This is a genomic window from Rhizobium sp. SG741, from assembly GCF_012275435.1.
GTDB lineage: Bacteria > Pseudomonadota > Alphaproteobacteria > Rhizobiales > Rhizobiaceae > Rhizobium > Rhizobium lusitanum.
On record NZ_JAAZQP010000002.1, the window covers coordinates 244,692 to 262,889 of the forward strand.

At 60.4% G+C, this 18,198-nt stretch carries 13 protein-coding genes; 6 read left to right on the plus strand and 7 right to left on the minus strand.

What is annotated here, in order from left to right; all coding sequences use genetic code 11:
• Positions 1-12 precede the first annotated feature (12 nt).
• The 4 genes from FHT29_RS06530 to FHT29_RS06545 all read right to left on the minus strand — a co-directional run bounded on the left by FHT29_RS06530 (position 13) and on the right by FHT29_RS06545 (position 6,005).
• On the minus strand, positions 13-1,140 hold the full coding sequence (locus tag FHT29_RS06530) for an ABC transporter permease (protein WP_037192787.1): 1,128 nt from the start codon (positions 1,138-1,140) through the stop codon (positions 13-15).
• Complete coding sequence (locus FHT29_RS06535) at positions 1,140-2,150, minus strand: ABC transporter permease (protein WP_037192785.1); 1,011 nt, start codon at positions 2,148-2,150, stop codon at positions 1,140-1,142. The genes FHT29_RS06530 and FHT29_RS06535 overlap by 1 nt, the downstream gene beginning before the upstream one ends.
• Before the next feature lie 161 nt (positions 2,151-2,311).
• Entirely contained in the window at positions 2,312-4,399 is a 2,088-nt protein-coding gene (locus FHT29_RS06540; RefSeq protein ID WP_047554453.1) for an ABC transporter substrate-binding protein, read from the minus strand.
• A gap of 139 nt (positions 4,400-4,538) precedes the next feature.
• Positions 4,539-6,005: an alpha-glucosidase/alpha-galactosidase gene (locus FHT29_RS06545; RefSeq protein ID WP_168599399.1), complete on the minus strand. Its 1,467-nt coding sequence runs from the start codon at positions 6,003-6,005 to the stop codon at positions 4,539-4,541.
• A gap of 245 nt (positions 6,006-6,250) precedes the next feature.
• On the opposite strand from FHT29_RS06545, the gene FHT29_RS06550 reads away from it, so the two are divergent.
• Together FHT29_RS06550 and FHT29_RS06555 are read left to right on the plus strand one after the other, a co-directional pair.
• Complete coding sequence (locus tag FHT29_RS06550) at positions 6,251-7,120, plus strand: AraC family transcriptional regulator (protein WP_202032806.1); 870 nt, start codon at positions 6,251-6,253, stop codon at positions 7,118-7,120.
• Positions 7,121-7,319: 199 nt separating this feature from the next.
• Entirely contained in the window at positions 7,320-9,563 is a 2,244-nt protein-coding gene (locus FHT29_RS06555) for a glycoside hydrolase family 2 protein (protein ID WP_168599400.1), read from the plus strand.
• An 86-nt stretch (positions 9,564-9,649) separates the two neighbouring features.
• Here FHT29_RS06555 and FHT29_RS06560 read toward each other — a convergent pair whose 3' ends face one another.
• Complete coding sequence (locus FHT29_RS06560) at positions 9,650-10,561, minus strand: GntR family transcriptional regulator (protein ID WP_168599401.1); 912 nt, start codon at positions 10,559-10,561, stop codon at positions 9,650-9,652.
• A gap of 381 nt (positions 10,562-10,942) precedes the next feature.
• On the opposite strand from FHT29_RS06560, the gene FHT29_RS06565 reads away from it, so the two are divergent.
• The 4 genes from FHT29_RS06565 to FHT29_RS06580 all read left to right on the plus strand — a co-directional run bounded on the left by FHT29_RS06565 (position 10,943) and on the right by FHT29_RS06580 (position 15,888).
• A complete protein-coding gene (locus FHT29_RS06565) occupies positions 10,943-11,962 on the plus strand; it encodes an aldo/keto reductase (protein WP_168599402.1) in 1,020 nt (339 codons plus the stop codon).
• A 181-nt stretch (positions 11,963-12,143) separates the two neighbouring features.
• Positions 12,144-13,133, plus strand: coding sequence for an ABC transporter substrate-binding protein (locus tag FHT29_RS06570; RefSeq protein ID WP_037192770.1), 990 nt, complete (start codon positions 12,144-12,146; stop codon positions 13,131-13,133).
• Between the two features lie 201 nt (positions 13,134-13,334).
• On the plus strand, positions 13,335-14,891 hold the full coding sequence (locus tag FHT29_RS06575; RefSeq protein ID WP_037192767.1) for a sugar ABC transporter ATP-binding protein: 1,557 nt from the start codon (positions 13,335-13,337) through the stop codon (positions 14,889-14,891).
• Positions 14,892-14,916: 25 nt separating this feature from the next.
• Positions 14,917-15,888 carry an ABC transporter permease gene (locus tag FHT29_RS06580; RefSeq protein WP_037192765.1) on the plus strand — a complete coding sequence of 324 codons (972 nt, stop codon included), beginning with the start codon at positions 14,917-14,919 and terminating at the stop codon, positions 15,886-15,888.
• Positions 15,889-15,903: 15 nt separating this feature from the next.
• Here FHT29_RS06580 and FHT29_RS06585 read toward each other — a convergent pair whose 3' ends face one another.
• Both FHT29_RS06585 and FHT29_RS06590 read right to left on the minus strand, forming a co-directional pair.
• Positions 15,904-16,905 carry an acyltransferase gene (locus FHT29_RS06585; protein WP_037192763.1) on the minus strand — a complete coding sequence of 334 codons (1,002 nt, stop codon included), beginning with the start codon at positions 16,903-16,905 and terminating at the stop codon, positions 15,904-15,906.
• Positions 16,902-18,194, minus strand: coding sequence for an O-antigen ligase (locus FHT29_RS06590; RefSeq protein ID WP_047638368.1), 1,293 nt, complete (start codon positions 18,192-18,194; stop codon positions 16,902-16,904). Before FHT29_RS06590 ends, FHT29_RS06585 begins: the two co-directional genes overlap by 4 nt.
• Between the last annotated feature and the right edge of the window lie 4 nt (positions 18,195-18,198).

The following is an 18,198-nucleotide window of genomic DNA, read 5'->3' on the forward strand; positions in this document are numbered from 1 at the left end:
ACTGTTCTCCTCTCAATAGGGATCGATCGCGTCGCGCAAGCCATCGCCGAGTGCGTTGAAGGCGAAGACGGTGACGAGAACGAAGGCGACGGGTGAGAGGATCCAGGGGTAGGAGCCGATGACCGAATAGGTCGAGGTGTCCTGCAGCATCAAGCCCCACGAGATCAGCGGCGGCTTGACGGCAAAGCCGAGGAAACCCAGGAAGGATTCGAGCAGCACCACGCTTGGGATCGCGAGCGTCACGGCGACGATGACGTGGCTCATGACGTTGGGGAATATGTGCTGGAGGATGATGCGCCGGTCGGTTGCCCCGACCGCCATGGCTGCACGCACATATTCGATCCTCGCCAGCGCAAGCGTCTTGCCGCGGACCTCGCGCGACATCTGCGCCCAGCCGAGCGCCGACATGACGACGATGACGAAGGCGAGGAAGACATTGGTCGGCGCCGTCACCGGGATGAGGGAGGTCAGCGCCAGGTAGAGCGGCAGTTGCGGGAAGGCCAGAACGACTTCGACGAAGCGCTGGATCCAGGCGTCCAGCGTGCCGCCGAAATAACCGGAGATCATCCCGACCGTCGTGCCGACGATGGTAACGATGGTAACCACCGTCAAGGCGATCATCAGCGAGATGCGCGAGCCGTAGATGGCGCGCGACAGGATGTCCCGGCCGAATTTGTCCGTGCCGAGGAAATGCACGGGCCCGCCGTCGGTCGTGCCGAAGAGGTGCCGGTCGCCGGGGATCAGACCGAAGAGATAATAGGGCGCGCCCTTGACGAAAAGGCCGAGCGGGCGCGGATTGTCATAGTCGGGGCCGACGATCGGCTGGAACGTAACCGGGTCGAGATCGCTCGTCTCGACCAGAGCGTAGACGCGGGGCTGAAAGACGAAATTGCCGTCCTTGTCATGAAAGCTGATGACCTGCGGCGGCGCGAAGCCGCTATCGGTCGCCTTCGGATCGAGCGGTGCGATGAATTCGGCGAAGATCGACATCAACAGCAGCAGGATGACGAGGATGAGGCCGCCCATGCCGGTCCAGGAGCGCTTCAGGCGGCGCCAGACCAGCGCCATGTAGCTCTCATTGCCGCGCTTGTGCTTGATCGTTTCGCCAGGCGGGGGCGGGGAGTTGCTGAAGGCGAGCATTAGTGGATCCCTCCCTGTTGGCGCACGCGCGGATCAAGCAGGGCGAGCAGCATGTCGGCGATGATGTTGCCGATGATGAGGGTTGCCGAAAGCACCAGCATGAAGGTGGCGGTGACATAGACGTCGCCGACCGCCATCGAGCCGACGATCGCCGGACCTACGGTCGGCAAGGTGAAGATGATTGCGGTCTCGATTTCGCCCGTCAGCATGTAGGGCAGCACCACGCCCTGATACATGACCAAAGGGTGCAGCGCATTCGGCACGGCATGGCGCATGACGACGGCGCTGCCGGAAAGGCCTTTGGCGCGCGCGGTCTCGACATATTGCGCGTTCAGCGTGTCGAGCAGGTTGCCGCGCATGATGCGCATATTGTAGGCGAGCCCACCGAAGGTGGCGATCGCCACGACAGGCCAGACATGCTTGACGAGATCGGCGAACTTTCCCCAGGACCAGGGTGCGCCGCCATATTGCGGCGAGAAGAAGCTGCCGATTTCCGAGACGTTGAGCTGGAAGACGAGGATATAGACGATGATCAGCGCCATCAGGAAGCGCGGCACCGTCATGCCGAGGAAGGATATACCTGAGAGCAGGCTGTCGACCCAACTATATTGCCGCGTCGCTGCCCATATGCCGAAACCGATGCCGAGAACGGATGCCAGGATGTGGCACACCAGGGCCAGCGCCAGCGTTCTGGGCAGGCGCTCGCCGACAACGTCCGCGACAGGCTTGTTGTAGAACATGCTGTAGCCGAAATCGCCCCTGGTGACGATGCCGCCGATCCAGTTGACGTATTGGACGACCAGTGGCTTGTCGAGCCCGTGTTCGCGGCGGTAGACCTGCGCCTGCGCGTCGGCCTGTGCGAAAGATGCGCCGCCCTGGTTCATCAATTGCGAGCGGATGTAATCGGCATAGTCACCCGGCGGCGCCTGTATGATGGCGAAAGTCACCACGCTCAGGATGAAGAGCACGGGGATGGCAGAGGCTATGCGGACGAGCAGGAATCGTAACATGGGACGGTTCGCTTCTCTTGATGCTGGCGGCTGCCCCGATCCGTCAGGGACGGCAGACGCCGGCGGTGTTCAGTTCGGCCGGCGGGCGAGCCGCCGGAATGCTTGATGTCCGATTGGCAGCCGGTGGATGGCCGGCTGCCAATCGTGGTTGCCGGTCGCCCCTATTTGATCGGACCGGCGCTGCCCGGCGCACCCGGAAGCTCCTGCGGGAACAGTTCGTATTTGCCCTGCTTGTCCGCAGCTACCCAGAGGCGCTCGCGAATGATGGAGTCCTCGGCCCAGTTGAAGAGGAAGATCGGCGTGCCGGGGGGAACATTCGAGAAGCGCTTGTTGATGATGAGCGCACCCGGATATTCGGTCAGACCGATATTGTAGAGATGCCCGGTGGAGATCTTCTGAAATTGCTTCATCAGAGCCACGCGCTCGTCGTTATCCTTCGAAGTGGTGAACTTGTTGACGATATCGACCATGTCCTTTTCGAAGGGCATCAGGTCCAACTCGCCGCTTTCGGGCGCGCGATGGTTCCAGCTTGTGCGCGGGCCGACCGGGGCAAGCTGCTCGGTATTCTGCACGACCGACGCCAGCTCGGTGCTGTTGCGGCGGACCATCCAGTCGAAGCGACCACCATAATTGGCGTCGTCACGCTTCGGGCCGTCGAGCGCGTTGATGATGACGCGGAGCCCGAGCTTTTCCATCTGAGCGACGACACCCTCGGCAAGACTCTTGTCGGTGGTGTAGTCGTTGTTGACCAGGAGGGTGATTTCGACATCCTTGCCGCCGTTGACGCTGGCCGGGAAGTTGACGATGCCGTCGCCATCGGTGTCCTTGAGCCCGGCCTTTGCCAGTTCGGCCTTCGCCCCGGCAAGATCGAACGGGTAATAGACGGTGGAATTGCGGTCATAGAAGCTGCTGCCCGAGGACAGGCCACCCGGATAGATCGCCGTGAACGGTCCCTTGACCAGCGACTCGCCGATTGCCTTGCGGTCGAGCGCCATGGTGACGGCCTTACGGAAATCCTCGTTGCGGTTCAGCTCGCGGACTGACTGACTGCGCGCATCCGGGTTGCCCCAGCCATTGGCGGAGAAATTCATCTGCAAGTTATAGCCTATAAGGCGAGGGCCGAAGGCCAGACGTGAAGGCGAATCGGGCTGCGCGGCCCGCTTCAGCGAGGCGACGAAATTTTCCGGCTGTTCGAGGTTCGACAGATCGCCGGAGCCGGCAACGGCCTGCACGTCGCGGTCCGCCCAGGTGGAAAGCTTGTAGTGCAGCTCGTTGAGGTAAGGCAGCTGATTGCCCTTCTCGTCGACCTTCCAGTAGTAGGGGTTGCGGCGCATGACGATGATATCGTCGGAGCGATATTCGACCGGCACCCAGGCGCCCATGACCGGTATGTTCATATATTCAGGCGGGAAAGCGTTCTTGAACTGGTCGTAGGTATTTTTCGAATATTTCGGATGCTGCGGCTTCAGGATATGCGACGGACCCGGGCAGAAATTAGGATAGGCCATCGTGTAGAGGTACTGCTTCGGGAAGGCATCCTTGAAGGTCCACTCGATCGTATAGTCGTCAATCTTCTTCAAGGTCGTGCCGACGCCGAAAGCTTCCGGCGAAGCGCCGCCGCCGAGCGGCGAGACGTTCGGATCGATGACTTCATCTTCCCAATAAAACATGATGTCGTCGGCGTTGAAGGGCGCGCCGTCGGACCATTTCGCGCCCTCGATCAGGTGCATGGTCAGCTTATGGCCGTCCGGCGACCATTCCCAGCCCTTGGCGAGGTTCGGCAGCGGCTCGGTATCCTTCGCCTCGACCTGGAACAGCGGCGCGGTGCGTGTCAGGCACTCTGACAGGCCGATATCGATGCCGCCCCAGCCCTGGGTCTGGCCGGCGCCATAGTTCCAGCCTTCCGGCCGGCCGCCGATTACATGGCGAAGCGTGTCGCCGTAGACACCGATGCCGTCGGGCATGTTGCCGGTCTTGAAGACAAGCGGCTCCTTCGGCAGGCGATCCTTGACCGGCGGCAGCTTGCCGGTCTTGACGAAGTTGTCGGTGACCCAGGCGGGTTCGTGATATTCCGGCAGCGCCTTGAACTCCAGGATGGAGCTGCGCTCGACATATTTGATCTTTCCTTCCGCCGGAAAGACCGGTGGAACGGGTGGCACTGTCGGTTCGGCTGCATAGGCGCTGATGGCGATTGCGGATGTGGCAATCGTCAACGCGGCAAGAAGGCCGATCGGTCGAAAATGTCTCATCTTGTTCTCTCTCCCATTATCGCGAGCGCTTCCTTTGAGGCGCCGCATTCCTCCAGCACAGCGAGAAATGGCCGTCTTGCGGCGGTGGGCCTCCCCTGAAATCCCCGCCGCATGGCTTATTTCCCGAATTCCCCCTGCATCAGCCAGCCTGTTTCAGGGCGGCCTTTTCTGCCCGCAGTTCCTCGATCGAACGGACGTTGCGGCTTGCCGCACCCTTCCAGTTGCGCGTCTTGACCTTGCCGCGCGACAACCGATCCCTGGCTCCATCAACCGCGTGCGCATATTGCGGCAGCCAGCGGGCTTCGGCCACAACCATCTCATCGACCATCTGCCAAACCTCCTCCGGAGTGGCGACGGCACCGACCAACGGGTCGTGCAGAACGGCAAGCTTCAGCAGGTCGATATCGCCGCTGATCGCGGCATGCACCGACATGCGCTGGACGTTGATGGAAGAAATGCAGGTCGCCGCGCAGGCTTCCGGCAATGTGATGCCCGCCACCATATTGATGCCGAAGCGATCGACGAAACCGGGGGATTCGATGATGGCATCGTCAGGCAGATTGGTGATGACGCCATTGTTCTTGACGTTGAAATGACCACGATAGACGCGGTTGGTCTCCAGCGCCTCCAGGATATGGCTCGCATGCTCGTTGGAACGCCTGCCCGGATCGATCAACTGCGAGGCGCTTTCGAGGATCTGCGGGAATTCCGTCTCGAACCAGTTGCGGGTCTCGGTCGAATGGCGCAGGTAACCACCGGTCTCGCCGTGGATCCAGTCGGACATGTCGATCCATTTGTTGATCTCGTCCGGCCGCTTGCGATACCATGGCAGGTATTCGGACAGATGCCCGTTGCTTTCGGTGGAATAGACGCCGAACCGCTTCAGCACGTCGATGCGCAATTTCTCCTGCTGCGAAAAGACCGGATGCGCCTCGAAGGCGGCAATCAATTCGTCCTTGCCGATCTTGCGGCCGTTGAGCCGCAGGTCGACGAACCATGTCTGATGGTTGATGCCCGAGCAGATATAGTCGAGTTCGCTCTTGTCCTTTGCGCCGAGCACCTCGGCGATCTGCTCGGCGCCATGCTGGACGCCGTGGCAAAGACCGATCGTGTCGACCTTGCCGTATTCGATCGCCGCCCAGGTATTCATCGCCATGGGGTTGGCGTAGTTCAGGAATTTGGCGCCGGGCTCGGCGACCTCGCGGATGTCCTTGCAGAAATCGAGAATGACCGGAATGTTGCGCTGGCCGTAGAGAATGCCGCCGGCACAGATCGTATCGCCGACGCACTGGTCGATGCCGTATTTCAGCGGAATACGGATGTCTTCGGCATAGGCTTCCAGGCCGCCGACCCGCACGCAGCTGATGATATAGCGCGCGCCATCCAGCGCCTCGCGGCGGTCCGTGGTGGCGGTGACGCGTGTAGGCAGCTTGTTGGCCTCGACGATCCGGTCAAGGATCGCCTTGATCATCATCAGATTGTGCTCACTGAGATCGGTCAGCGCGAACTCGACGTCGCGAAACTCCGGCACGCAGAGAATGTCGGTAAACAGCTTTTTCGTGAAGCCGACGCTGCCGGCACCGATAATGGCGATTTTGAAACTCATGATCCTCACCTTCAGGTCGATCGAACAAGCAGCAGCAGGGAAGACGACAGCATTTTCGTCCCATGGTCACAACGGTTGCGAGACACGGTCGAAATCGTGGGGTTTCCTCCGTCCGCCGATCCTCTTCGGCGGGTAAGTGCTGTTTTCTGGCGGGATTATGCCTATAATCATCGGGCCGACCAGAGAACAATTATGCTTTCAAGGGTAATTTTGTGCTGCAGGAATTGATCGATAATGGACAGGTCATGCGGACGGTTTCTCTGCCGCGCGGACGCCACCGGCTGCATGCCATGCCGACCAGCGCCGGCTATGAAATCAGGGACAACGAGCTTTACGATTGGGACGGGCGCCGACGCGGCCAGACGCCATTTACGGTGCTCCAGCATACTATCAGCGGCAGCGGCCGGCTGCGCTATGAAAACCGCAACTATCGCCTTGGCGCCGGCGATACGCTGCTGGTGCTCGTGCCGCACAATCATCGGTACTGGCTGGAAAAGGGCGAGCGCTGGGAATATTTCTGGATATCGATGAACGGCGAGGAGGCTCTGCGCATCCATCGTCTGATCCTTGCAGCAGCAGGTCCCATTCTGCGATTGCAGCAGGCTACGATTGATCATCTCGCCGATTGCAGCCTGCGGCTTATCGGGAGTGCCAAGACACCGGCCTCGGCCTCGGCCATCGCCTATGAAGCGGCGATGGTGCTTTATGACGACGTCTTCGGCTCGCACGCCTTTGCCGCCGATCGCTCCGCCATGCAGATTGTCATCGACTATATCAGCGCCAATCTCGACAAGCCGCTGCCGGTCAGCGAGCTCGCGAAGGCGAGCGGCCTCAGCCGAGCCCATTTCTCTCGCGTCTTTGCCGAAAGCGAAGGCGTGCCGCCGGCAGAATTCGTGCTGCAGCAGCGCATGCAGCGGGCGGCGAAGCTCCTGACGAAGGCAGCTTTCATTCCCGTCAAGGAAGTGGCGATCATGTCGGGCTTCGACGACGCAAACTATTTCTCCAAGGTGTTTCGCCGCATTTACGGCATCAACCCGACAGAGTTCCGCACGACAGGCATGTATGCCGCGGTGCGCAGCCCCACCGAGGAGACGAAGAGCGGACGAGGCCGCTAGACCGGTGGCAGGCAACGCCACCAGCGCTGCGGCCGGCAATGTCTGGAAATCGAAATCCGCCAACCGGTCGCATTGCGCTGATATTGCGAGCCTGTATACATATCGCCCCGAGGTGACCAGCCAGCGTCGCCGTGCGTCTGCTTTTCCAGCCAACATATGTTCGTCCCGGATGCGACGGGCTCTATCGATAGGATTGAATATGCGTTCTGTTGTCGCCTTCAACGAATCCTGGACGTTCCGTGAAGGGTTCTCGCCCGCAGATGCCGGCCGCCCGCAAGAGGGGCAGATCGTTACGCTGCCGCATAATGCAGTCGAACTGCCGTTCAACTATTTCGACGAGAAATCCTATCAGCGCGCTTTCACCTATCAGAAGATATTGAATTGGAGCGACGATTTTGCCGGGCGGGAGGTGTCGCTGATCTTCGACGCCGCCATGGCCGATGCCGTCGTCTATTTGAACGGCGAGGAGATCGTCGCCCACAAGGACGGCTATACGCCTTTCGAGGCGCGCTTGACCGGCCGCCTGCAGCACGGCGAGAATCTTCTCACCGTCAAGATCGATGGCAGCGAGAACCCGGAAATCCCGCCCTTCGGCGGCCGGATCGATTATTTGACCTATGCCGGCATCTATCGCGACGTCTGGCTCAAGCTCGCGGCTCCGGTATCGATCGCCAACATCAAGGTCGAGACCGGCAGTGTGCTTGCCGATCTCAAGTCCGCGACCGTGCGTTGTGATTTCGCCAATCCGCAAAATCTCGCTTTCAAGGGCACGGCAACCGTCACGTTGCGCGGCCCCGACGGCACAGTGCTGGCCTCTGCGCGCGGCGAAACCTCCGGCGGGAGCGTGACGGTTGCGTTCGATCGCTTGGCCGGGATTGCGCTCTGGGACCTCGACAATCCCGCGCTCTATGCGGCTGAGGTCGAGCTTGCGACCGATCACGGATCGGATCGTCACGCCACCACTTTTGGATTCCGCACCGCCGCCTTCACCGCCGAGGGCTTTCTTCTGAACGGCAGGAAACTGAAATTGCGCGGGCTGAACCGGCATCAGGCTTTCCCCTATGTCGGCTACGCCATGGGCCGGTCGGCGCAGGAGCGTGACGCCGAGATCATGAAGCAAACGCTGAAGTGCAATATCGTGCGCACCTCGCATTACCCGCAGTCGAAGTGGTTCCTCGAGCATTGCGACCGCATCGGCCTTCTGGTTTTCGAGGAGATCCCAGGTTGGCAGCATATCGGCGGTAAGGAATGGCAGCAGGAATCGATCCGCAACGTGCGGCGCATGATCGAGCGTGACTGGAACCATCCCTCGATCATCATCTGGGGCGTGCGCATCAACGAATCCCAGGATTCACATGATTTTTACGCCGAGACGAACCGGCTTGCGCGCGAACTCGATCCGACGCGCCAGACCGGCGGCGTTCGCTACATCACCGAGAGCGAAATGCTCGAGGACGTCTATACGATGAACGATTTCATTCTCGGCAACGAGGAACTGCCGGGCGCCAACCGGCCGCGCACGCCGCTGAGGCCCCAGCAGGAAAACACCGGTCTTTCCAAGGACGTGCCCTATCTGATTACTGAATTCGGCGGCCATATGTATCCGACGAAGATCTACGATCAGGAGCAGCGCCAGGCCGAGCATGTGCGCCGTCATCTGGAGGTCTTGAATGCCGCCTATGGCGACCCCTCGATCTCCGGCGCCATCGGATGGTGCATGTTCGATTACAATACTCATAGCGATTTCGGTTCGGGCGACCGCATTTGCTACCACGGCGTCATGGACATGTTCCGCGAACCGAAATTCGCCGCTTACGCCTATGCCAGCCAGTGCGAACCCTCCGAAGAGGTCGTCATGAAGCCGGTGACGATCTGGGCGCGCGGCGAGCGCAATATCGGCGGCGCCTTGCCGCTTACCGTTCTGACCAATTGCGATGAAGTTGAGCTGCGTTATGGTTCGCTTACCAAGCGGCTTGGCCCCGATCGCGAGACCTTCCCGCATCTGCCGCATCCGCCCGTCGTTTTCGATCACCGCAATTTCACTCCCGACGAGCTGGGTGTGTGGGGCATGGAATGGGAGGACGTGCAGTTCACCGGCTATATCGGCGGCAAGCCGGTGGCGGCGCTGAAGATGGTCGCCAATCCACTTCCGACGACGCTTCAGGTCGAGGCCGATGCCGATATCTTGCGCGCTGGGGAACGCGATGCGGTGCGTGTCATCGTCCGCGCGCTCGACCAGGCGGGTTCGCGTCTGCCCTTCCTCAACGATATCGTCACCATCAAGGTCGATGGCCCGGCACGGGTGATCGGTCCGCAGGTGGTCGCCTTCCAAGGAGGAACCACCGGATTCTGGCTTCAGGCAACGGGTGAAGTCGGCGCGATCACGATCGAGGCCTCTTCTTCACGTTTCGCGAACCGTAAGCTGACGCTGACGGCGCAGTGACCAACGGAAGGGGCGATCGCGATCGCCTCGGTCGGTGAGATCCCGGGGGACGCCCGGCGAAAGAAGGCCGGGCTGACTTCATGCTTTCAGGCGGCCGACCCGGCGAGCTCGGTTGCGGCCTGCGGGATAGACTGCAGCAGCGTCTGTCGCGCCGAGGCGAGATGGCTGCGGCAGGCGGCGTCGATCCGCTGCGGGTCGCGCGATTGCAGCGCCTCGATATAGGCGAGATGCTCGGCGATGGCACGGGCGTTGCGTTCGCGGGCGAACGTCTTGTTCCATTGATAGTGATAGTGGAACACGATGGCGATGACATCGTAGAAATCGGCGATGAAGCGATTGTTCGAAGCGCGATGGATGAGCAGGTGAAGCTTCTCGTCGAGGCGCGAAAAGTCACGGTAACGTGCATCGAAATCCTCGATCAGGTCGTGATGTTCCCGCTCGATCGCCTTGAGCGCTTTCCACGCATGATGATCCGGTGGCAGGCGACCGAATTCGGCGGCCGAATGCATTTCGAACATTTCCCGCACATCGGCCAGTTCCAGCGCGAATTCCCTGGTAAAGCCCTTGAGAATCCAATGGCTGTTCGGCCGCTTTTCGATCAGGCCGAAGCGGCTGAAGCGGATGAGGAACTCGCGCACGACGGAAGTGCCGGTCCCGATCTCGCGCGCCAGTTCGAGCTCGTTGATCTGCATGCCGGGCTGCGCTTCGTCGGACATGATGCGCAGCATGAAGCTGCGCTCGATGATATCGTGCAGCGAATTGGTTTCTTCCTCCGGAAAGAAATCGTCCTGCGTCGGCTGACGGAGCACGGTCTTTTGCCGCTTGTTCCAAAGAATGATGCCAGCGTCACTTAGACGCATCAGGATGGCTCGCGCAGTACTGCGGCTGACGCCGAGTTCGGCGGCGATCTCGGGCTCGCTCGGCAGCGCGGTATCGGCCTTTAGACCGGCCGCATAACGGTTATATGCTTCCTTGAAGAGCGTGTTTTGTCTCGCCATTTCCTCCCTCGCTTACTGTCACCGCTCTTTGTTGGCGGCGCTGTCTAAACCATTATCGAATGGCAGTCGATTGCAGGAGTATTGCCCGAACCGTCTTGCCCGCCTTCGTCCAGGGCGGCAGCGATTTCCTCGTTGACTCCAAAATGTTTATTGTAGATAAAAAACAAAAGCAATTGGCGAATGGAATGTTGAAAACTTCCCGTTACGCCAATGATCAGGGAGAGAAGTGAATGACCGGTCTCGGATCCTTCTGCCAAAGGGCAGCGGTCAGCTATGGTTCCGGCCTTGTCACCATCGATGGATATTGCAGGACATAAGTGTTCGGGCTTCAGTGGCCGGATGCGATGGAAATTGAAATAGCGTCATCACAAGGGAGAGGTGATGAAGAAGAGAACGATCGGCAGGACGGGCCTGGAGGTCACCGAAGTCAGCTTCGGCGCTGCGGCATTGGGCGGCCTTTATCGCGCTTGCCCCCGCGACCAGGCGATGGAAACCTTGCAGGCTGCCTGGGACAGCGGCATCCGCTATTTCGATGTCGCGCCCTGGTATGGCTTCGGCCTCGGTGAGCGTTACGTCGGCGATTTCCTGCGCGACCAGCCGGAAGACAGCTATGTCCTCTCGACCAAGGTCGGACGCCTGATGCGTCCGGTGCCAAGCGACAAGGTGCCGAATTACGGCTATGTCGATCCGCTGCCGTTCGATGCCGACTACGATTATTCCTATGACGGCATCATGCGGTCGGTGGAGTTCAGCTATGCCCGCCTCGGCCTCAACCGCATCGACATGCTCTACGTCCACGACATTGGCGGCTATACGCACGGCAAGGCGCTGAACGAGCGCTATCTCGGCCAGCTCCTGGGATCCGGGTTGAGGGCGCTGGAGGAGCTGAAATCGTCCGGCACGATCAAGGCCTATGGTCTCGGCGTCAATGAGGTGCCGGTTTGCCTCGATGTCATGCATGCAGCCGATATCGACTGTATTCTTCTTGCCGGCCGTTATACCCTGCTGGACCGTTCCGCAGTCGCGGAGCTGCTGCCGCTTTGCGAGAAGAAGGGCACGTCGCTGGTCGTCGGTGGCGTCTTCAATTCCGGCATTCTTGCAACCGGCCCTGTGCCCGGCGCGCATTTCGACTATCTTCCGGCAACGCCGGACGTAGTGGCCAAGGTTGGTGCGATGGAGGAAATCGCACGCACGCATGGCCTGCCGCTTGCCCAGCCGGCGCTGCAGTTCCCATTGCGCCATCCTTGCGTGGCCTCGGTCCTGATCGGCACGGCGAAAGCGACAAGTCTTATCCGCAATATGCAGCTCGTGGAGCCTCGGCTTCCCGACAGCCTCTATGCGGAATTTGAAGGATTGACCCTGGTTGCGCCCCCGTTGGGAGACGAGGCCGTCCGGGTATAGGCAGAGATAGAAGCTATCGGGCCGCCGGGATAGGCGGCTTCGAGGAGGAGGAAAGCCTGTTTTGGCGTCGGTGGCCAGTGCCGCTGCGCGATGTGTGATGCCTCAGGGCGTCACGATACCGAGCCGTAAGCGTTCAACGGCGGGTGTGCAGGAGAACAGAGCGCGTTGAGAGGAGAAGCAGATGAATATTGCCAAGTCACTTCTGACCCGTCGCAGCCTTGCCGGTCTTGCCGGCGCTGCCTTCATCGCAATGGCCATGCCGGCGCAGTCCTTCGCGGCCGATGTGACCATTCCCATCATCGTCAAGGACACGACGTCCTTCTACTGGCAGATCGTTCTTGCCGGCGCACGCCAGGCGGGCAAGGATCTCGGCGTCAAGGTGCCGGAGCTGGGTGCGCAGTCGGAATCCGATATCAACGGTCAGATCAGCATTCTCGAAAACGCGGTTGCCGGCAAGCCGGCCGCCGTGGTCATTTCGCCGACCGAATTCAAGGCGCTCGGCAAGCCAGTGGATCAAGCTGCCAAGTCCGTGCCGGTGGTCGGCATTGACTCTGCCGCCGATTCCAAATCCTTCATCTCGTTCCTGACAACCGACAACACGCAGGGCGGCCGCATCGCCGCCGATGGTCTTGCCGCAGCAATCAAGGGCATGACCGGCAAGGAAGAGGGCGAGATCGCCATCATCACCAGCCTGCCGGGCGTCGGCTCTCTCGACCAGCGTCGTCAGGGCTTCCTGGAACAGGTCAAGAGCAAGTATCCGGGCCTAAAAGTCGTCGCCGATAAGTATGCGGACGGTCAGGCCACCACGGGTCTCAACATGATGACCGACCTGATTACCGCCAATCCGAAGCTGGTCGGCGTCTTCGCCTCCAACCTGATCATGGCGCAGGGCGTCGGCCAGGCAATCGCCGAAAACAAGCTCGGCGACAAGATCAAGGTGATCGGCTTCGACAATGACGACAAAACAGTTGGCTTCCTGAAGTCGGGCGTTCTCGCCGGTCTCGTGGTGCAGGATCCGTATCGCATGGGCTACGACGGCATCAAGACGGCGCTCGCCGCCTCCAAGAAGGAAAAGGTTGCGGCAAATGTCGACACCGGCGCCAACTTGGTCACCAAGGCGAACATGAGCGATCCGAAGATCGACGCCCTGTTGAACCCGAAGGTCAAGTAAGGCTTGGAGGCTGCGCCCGATCCGTCGGGCGCAGCCTTTTCGTCCAGAGCCGGATGATTTTAGGTCTATTCGACCTAAAATCTGAATCCGCTCTAGAAGCAAAAAACTAGAGCGTGATGTCGAAAACCGCTCACACTTTTGGCATCACGCTCTGTCCGCCTTATGGGCGGTCGCGCGGCGATGCGAGAGGGAGGAGACCCCATGACGAGCCTCGAAGAAATCAGCCATCGGCACGATGACACGACCAAGACGGAAGCAAGCCGCATTCCGGCCGGCTCGCCCATTCTCGAGCTCAAGGGGTTGCAGAAGCGCTATGGCTATGTCGAGGCGCTGAAACCGGCGACCGTCACGTTCCTGGCGGGCGAGATCCATGCCATTGTCGGCGAGAACGGAGCCGGCAAGTCGACGCTTATCAAGCTTTTGACCGGCGTCATCACCAGGACGGCCGGCGAGATACTCTGGTGCGGCCATCCTGTCGCCCTTGCCAATCCCAATGAAGCGATTGCCCGCGGCATCAATGCGGTGCATCAGGAGGTCGTCCTTTGTCCGCACCTGACCGTTGCGGCCAATCTCTTTCTCGGCGACGAGGTCAATCGTTTTGGCCTGATGCGCAAGAAGCAGATGGTCGCTATGGCCCAGACGGTACTTGACGACCTCGGCTTCGGACTGCCCGCCGCCGAACTCCTGAGCTCTCTCACCATTGGTCAGCAGCAGTTGGTCGCGACCGCAAGGGCCGCGATGCGTGGCACCCAGTTCCTGATCTTCGACGAGCCGACCGCCTATCTCACGCGAAAGGAATCGGCGCAACTGTTCAAGCTGATCCGGCGTCTGCAGAGCGAAGGCGTGACGATCGTCTATATCAGCCACCGCATGGAAGAGGTCTTCGAGCTTGCCGATCGCGTTTCCGTGCTGCGCGACGGCACGCATGTCGGCACGCGCACGATCAGCGAGACCAATGAGGACGAATTGATCAAGCTGATGATCAATCGCTCGATCGAGCAGATCTACCACAAGGAAAAGATCCCGATCGGCGACACGATCCTGGAGACGCGCGGCCTCTCCGGCCCCGGTTTCGAGGATATTTCCTTGTCTGTCCGGGCTGGCGAGATCGTCGGGCTCTATGGGCTGATCGGCGCCGGCCGCAGCGAATTTGCCCTTGGCCTTTATGGCCGCCAGCCGGTCACGGCAGGAGAAATCCATTGGAAGGGACGCAAGGTCGAAATCCGCAACGAACGCGACGCGATGGAGCTCGGCATTGCACTCGCGCCGGAGAGCCGTCGCGATCAGGGGCTCTGCCTCAACCTGCCGATCGGCCTCAACATCAATCTGCCCGTGTTCAAACGGCTGAGCCACGGTCCGATCATCAACAATAGGAATGAGGCTGTAAACGCCGACAAGCAGATCCGCGATCTCAGCATCAAGACGCCGAGCAGGCGGGTCCTGGTCTCCGCCATGTCGGGCGGCAATCAGCAGAAGGTCGTGATCGGCAAATGGCTGAGCCATGGCGCCAAGCTGTTCATCTTCGATGAGCCGACCGTCGGCGTCGATGTCGGCACCAAGGCGGAAATCTACCGGCTGTTCGCCAAGCTGCTTCGCGACGGGGCGGGCATCATCGTCATCTCGTCCTATCTGCCCGAGGTTTATGAGCTCGCCGATCGTCTGCATGTCTTCCGACACGGCCAGCTGGTTGCCAGCCATGATTTTCACGCCGCAACGCATGAGGAAGTCCTCGGCGAGGCGATTGCGTCTGAACGATAAACAAGTCGAAAGAGGGAGAACAAGAATGGCCGCGAACACCACAGAAGGCCCCGCCGTCGCGCCGCGACGCAAGATGAATATCCTCTTCAGCTTGACGCTGATCCTGCTCCTCTTGGCTCTCTGGGTTGTGCTCGGATTCTGGACCGATAAGTTCTGGACGCCGCTCAACATCACCAACCTGGCGCGCCAGGGATCGATGACGGCCATTCTTGCGCTGGGCCAGACCTTCGTCATCATCACCGCGGGTATCGATCTCTCCGTGGGAGCAATCGTCGGCTTCTGTACCGTCATCGTCGCCTGGCTGCTTCAAGCCGGATTTCCGGTCTGGGCTGCCATCTTGATCACCCTGTTGTTCGGTGTGCTGATCGGCGCGTTCCATGGTTTCGGCATCGTGCGCATGGGTTTGCCGCCCTTCATCATCACGCTGGCGACGCTGACGTCCCTGCGCGGTATCGGCCTGCTCATTACCAACGGCTCGACCATCAACATCGTCAATGACGATTTCACCAATTTCGCTGTCGCCGATTTCCTGGGCATCCCGAGCCTGTTCTGGATGGTCATCTTCGTGGCGATCCCGGCCGTCGTCTTCCTGCATTTGAGTCGGTGGGGCCGCTATCTTTTCGCCGTCGGCTCCAACCGCGAGGCGGCGCGGCTCTCCGGCGTCAACGTCAACGGGATGATCTACCTCGCTTATATTTTGTCGGGAACCTGCGCCGCCTTCGTCGGCGTGCTGCTTGCTTCGCGCATTGCCATCGGCAATGCCACGCAGGCGGACGGATGGGAGCTGCAGGCGATCGCATCGTCCGTTATCGGCGGCACCAGCCTGTTCGGCGCTGTCGGCTCCGTCTATGGCCCGCTGATCGGCGCCTTCATTCTGGCCACGATCAACAACGGCGCCAATCTCCTGAACCTGAACTCTTTCTGGCAGCGCATCATCACCGGCGTGCTGATCATCGTCATCGTCTATTTCGATCAGTTGCGCCGCCGGCGCATGTGAGGTCGGATCATGCCTTCACGCTGGCGAAGGGCGCGCTCTTCGCCAGCTGACGTTTCGCAACAGATTGCGCATCGGCTTTTCGACAAGCTCATAGGCAAAGATGCCGAGCAGGGTACCCGCTATCGCGCCGATGAAGGCGGTGACATCTGATGGGATCGGTGTGGAGGCCACGAGCTTTGCGATCACCGAGATCGCCAGGGTATGCCAGAGATAGATGGAATAGGAGCTGTTCCCGAGATAGGTGAGCGGCGGAATTTCCGGCAGCCTGCCACTGCGCTCCACCGAAACCATGCCCAGCACGAGCGCGATGGCGAGCGGGCCGCAGGTAATCTCGTTGAACTCGAGGCCGAATATCTCGATTGCGGCAAAGCCCGAGATCGATGCGATGATCAGGGCAAGACCGAGACCGGCGCCGGGAACATTTCCCTTGAGCCACAGCTGTCCGAGGACGGCGCCAGCCACGAATTCCAGGATGATCGGCCTTGTATAGGTGGCAAGCATCGGCGATTGCGGGGCAAAGATGGCGCCGACAATGACGAAGGCGGCAAAGATGCCGATCATGCCGCCAAGGCGCAGACGCCGCGGCAGGAACAGGCAGGCTGCAAAGAGGACGTAGAAGAACATCTCGAAGTTCAGCGTCCAGCCCTGCACCAGCACCGGCCAGATCTCGCCGTTGCTCGGAGAGCGCACCGGAATGAACAGGAGCGAGCCGGCGATGTGGCCTGCCGTCAGTTTCATGTTCGGGAACAGGCCGACGATCGCGCCGACGATCATGATCGCCGTGACGATCCAATAGGATGGCGCGATCCGTTGCAGGCGGTCGAGCAGGAAGCGCAGTGGCGTCACCGGCCGGCGCTCGCTCATGGTCCACATGATGAAGCCGCTGATGACGAAGAAGATGTCGACGCCGGCCGCGCCGATGCGGAAATGGCTCCCGCTGCGCTCCGCCGCATGGAACAGCACCACGGCGAGGGCGGCAAAGGCGCGAAGATATTGGATTCCGTAAAGCGTTTTCATCGGCCGGTTCGCGGCTCCCAGTTCGCCGGTGGCGCAAATTCCATCCGGTCGTAGGAAACGAGAGGATCGGCCTTCGGCACGCGCGTCCGCATCGATAGCTTTCCTGCCGAGAAGTAGAACAGGAAAGAGCCGACATGATACGGGTTGAGAATGTCGATCTCGACGAAGGAGCGGATCAGAAGCAGTATTGCTATACCCAGTAGCACGTAGGATTCGTCATTCCTGTTGTCGCTCAAGAAGCGACTGATATGGCCGATGACCGTCGTCAGCAGTATCGAGGCGAGCAAGAGGACGCCGACCAGCCCGGTTTCGACCGTCGTTTCGATATAAGTGTTGTGGAAATGGAAGCCCGTGCGCGAAGCGATGAAGAATTCTTCCCACAGGCGCTCCGGTTCGGAAAAGCCCTGGACCCAATAGGCCTGATAGCCGACCCCGAAGAAGGGGTTCAATTGCGCTGCCGCGATACCCTGTTGCCAGAGATAGGTACGGCCCGTCAGTGTCGAATCCTTGCCGAAGGCGCCGAGCACGAGATCGACAGCGCCGAGATAGACGCCGGCAACCGCAAGGACGACAACGGAAATGGCGACCGCAGCAAAAAGCGTCTTGCGCTGCTTCGGCGACAGGAAAAGAATGACGCGCATGCTGAGACCGAGCATCACGACCAATCCCGTGGTCAGGACCGAAGTCGCTGATTGCGAGGCAAGCAGACAATAGGCCGACAGCAGTCCGGCAATTCCCGCGCCGACCATCCAGATTCGGCGCTCGCCGAGGATGAAGACGGCCGCAAAAGCGAAATAGATACCAAGCGATGCATAGAAGCCGAGCTGGTTCTTGGAATCGAAGGCGCCGACGAAGCTGTAGTTCCCGTCGATGGGATCATAGGCATAATATCCGAATAGAATCGAATAGATAAGCACGATGCCGGTGCCGGCGATCGCGCCGCGGGTCAGCGTGCGGATATCCAGCGTGCGCATGGCGATCAGGGCGCAGATGATGTGCGTCATATATTGTATCGCCGCGCGCGCGGTCACCGGGGGGGCAGCCGACCAGAAGATCGACAGGCAGGTCAGGACGCCGAACGCGAAGAGCCAGAGCTGCTTCCGATAGTTGCCCAGCACGTTGCGATAGTCCATCAGAACGAGCGGAAACCACAGGGTGTAGTAAAGCAGAATGGACGGCTGGCCGAAGCGAGGGGAATAGGCAAAGACGAATAAAGACAGGGCAGTCGCCACCATGCCGTAGGTAGCGTTGCTTCCCGGACGGACGAAGACCGATTTGGCGATCCGCATCAGC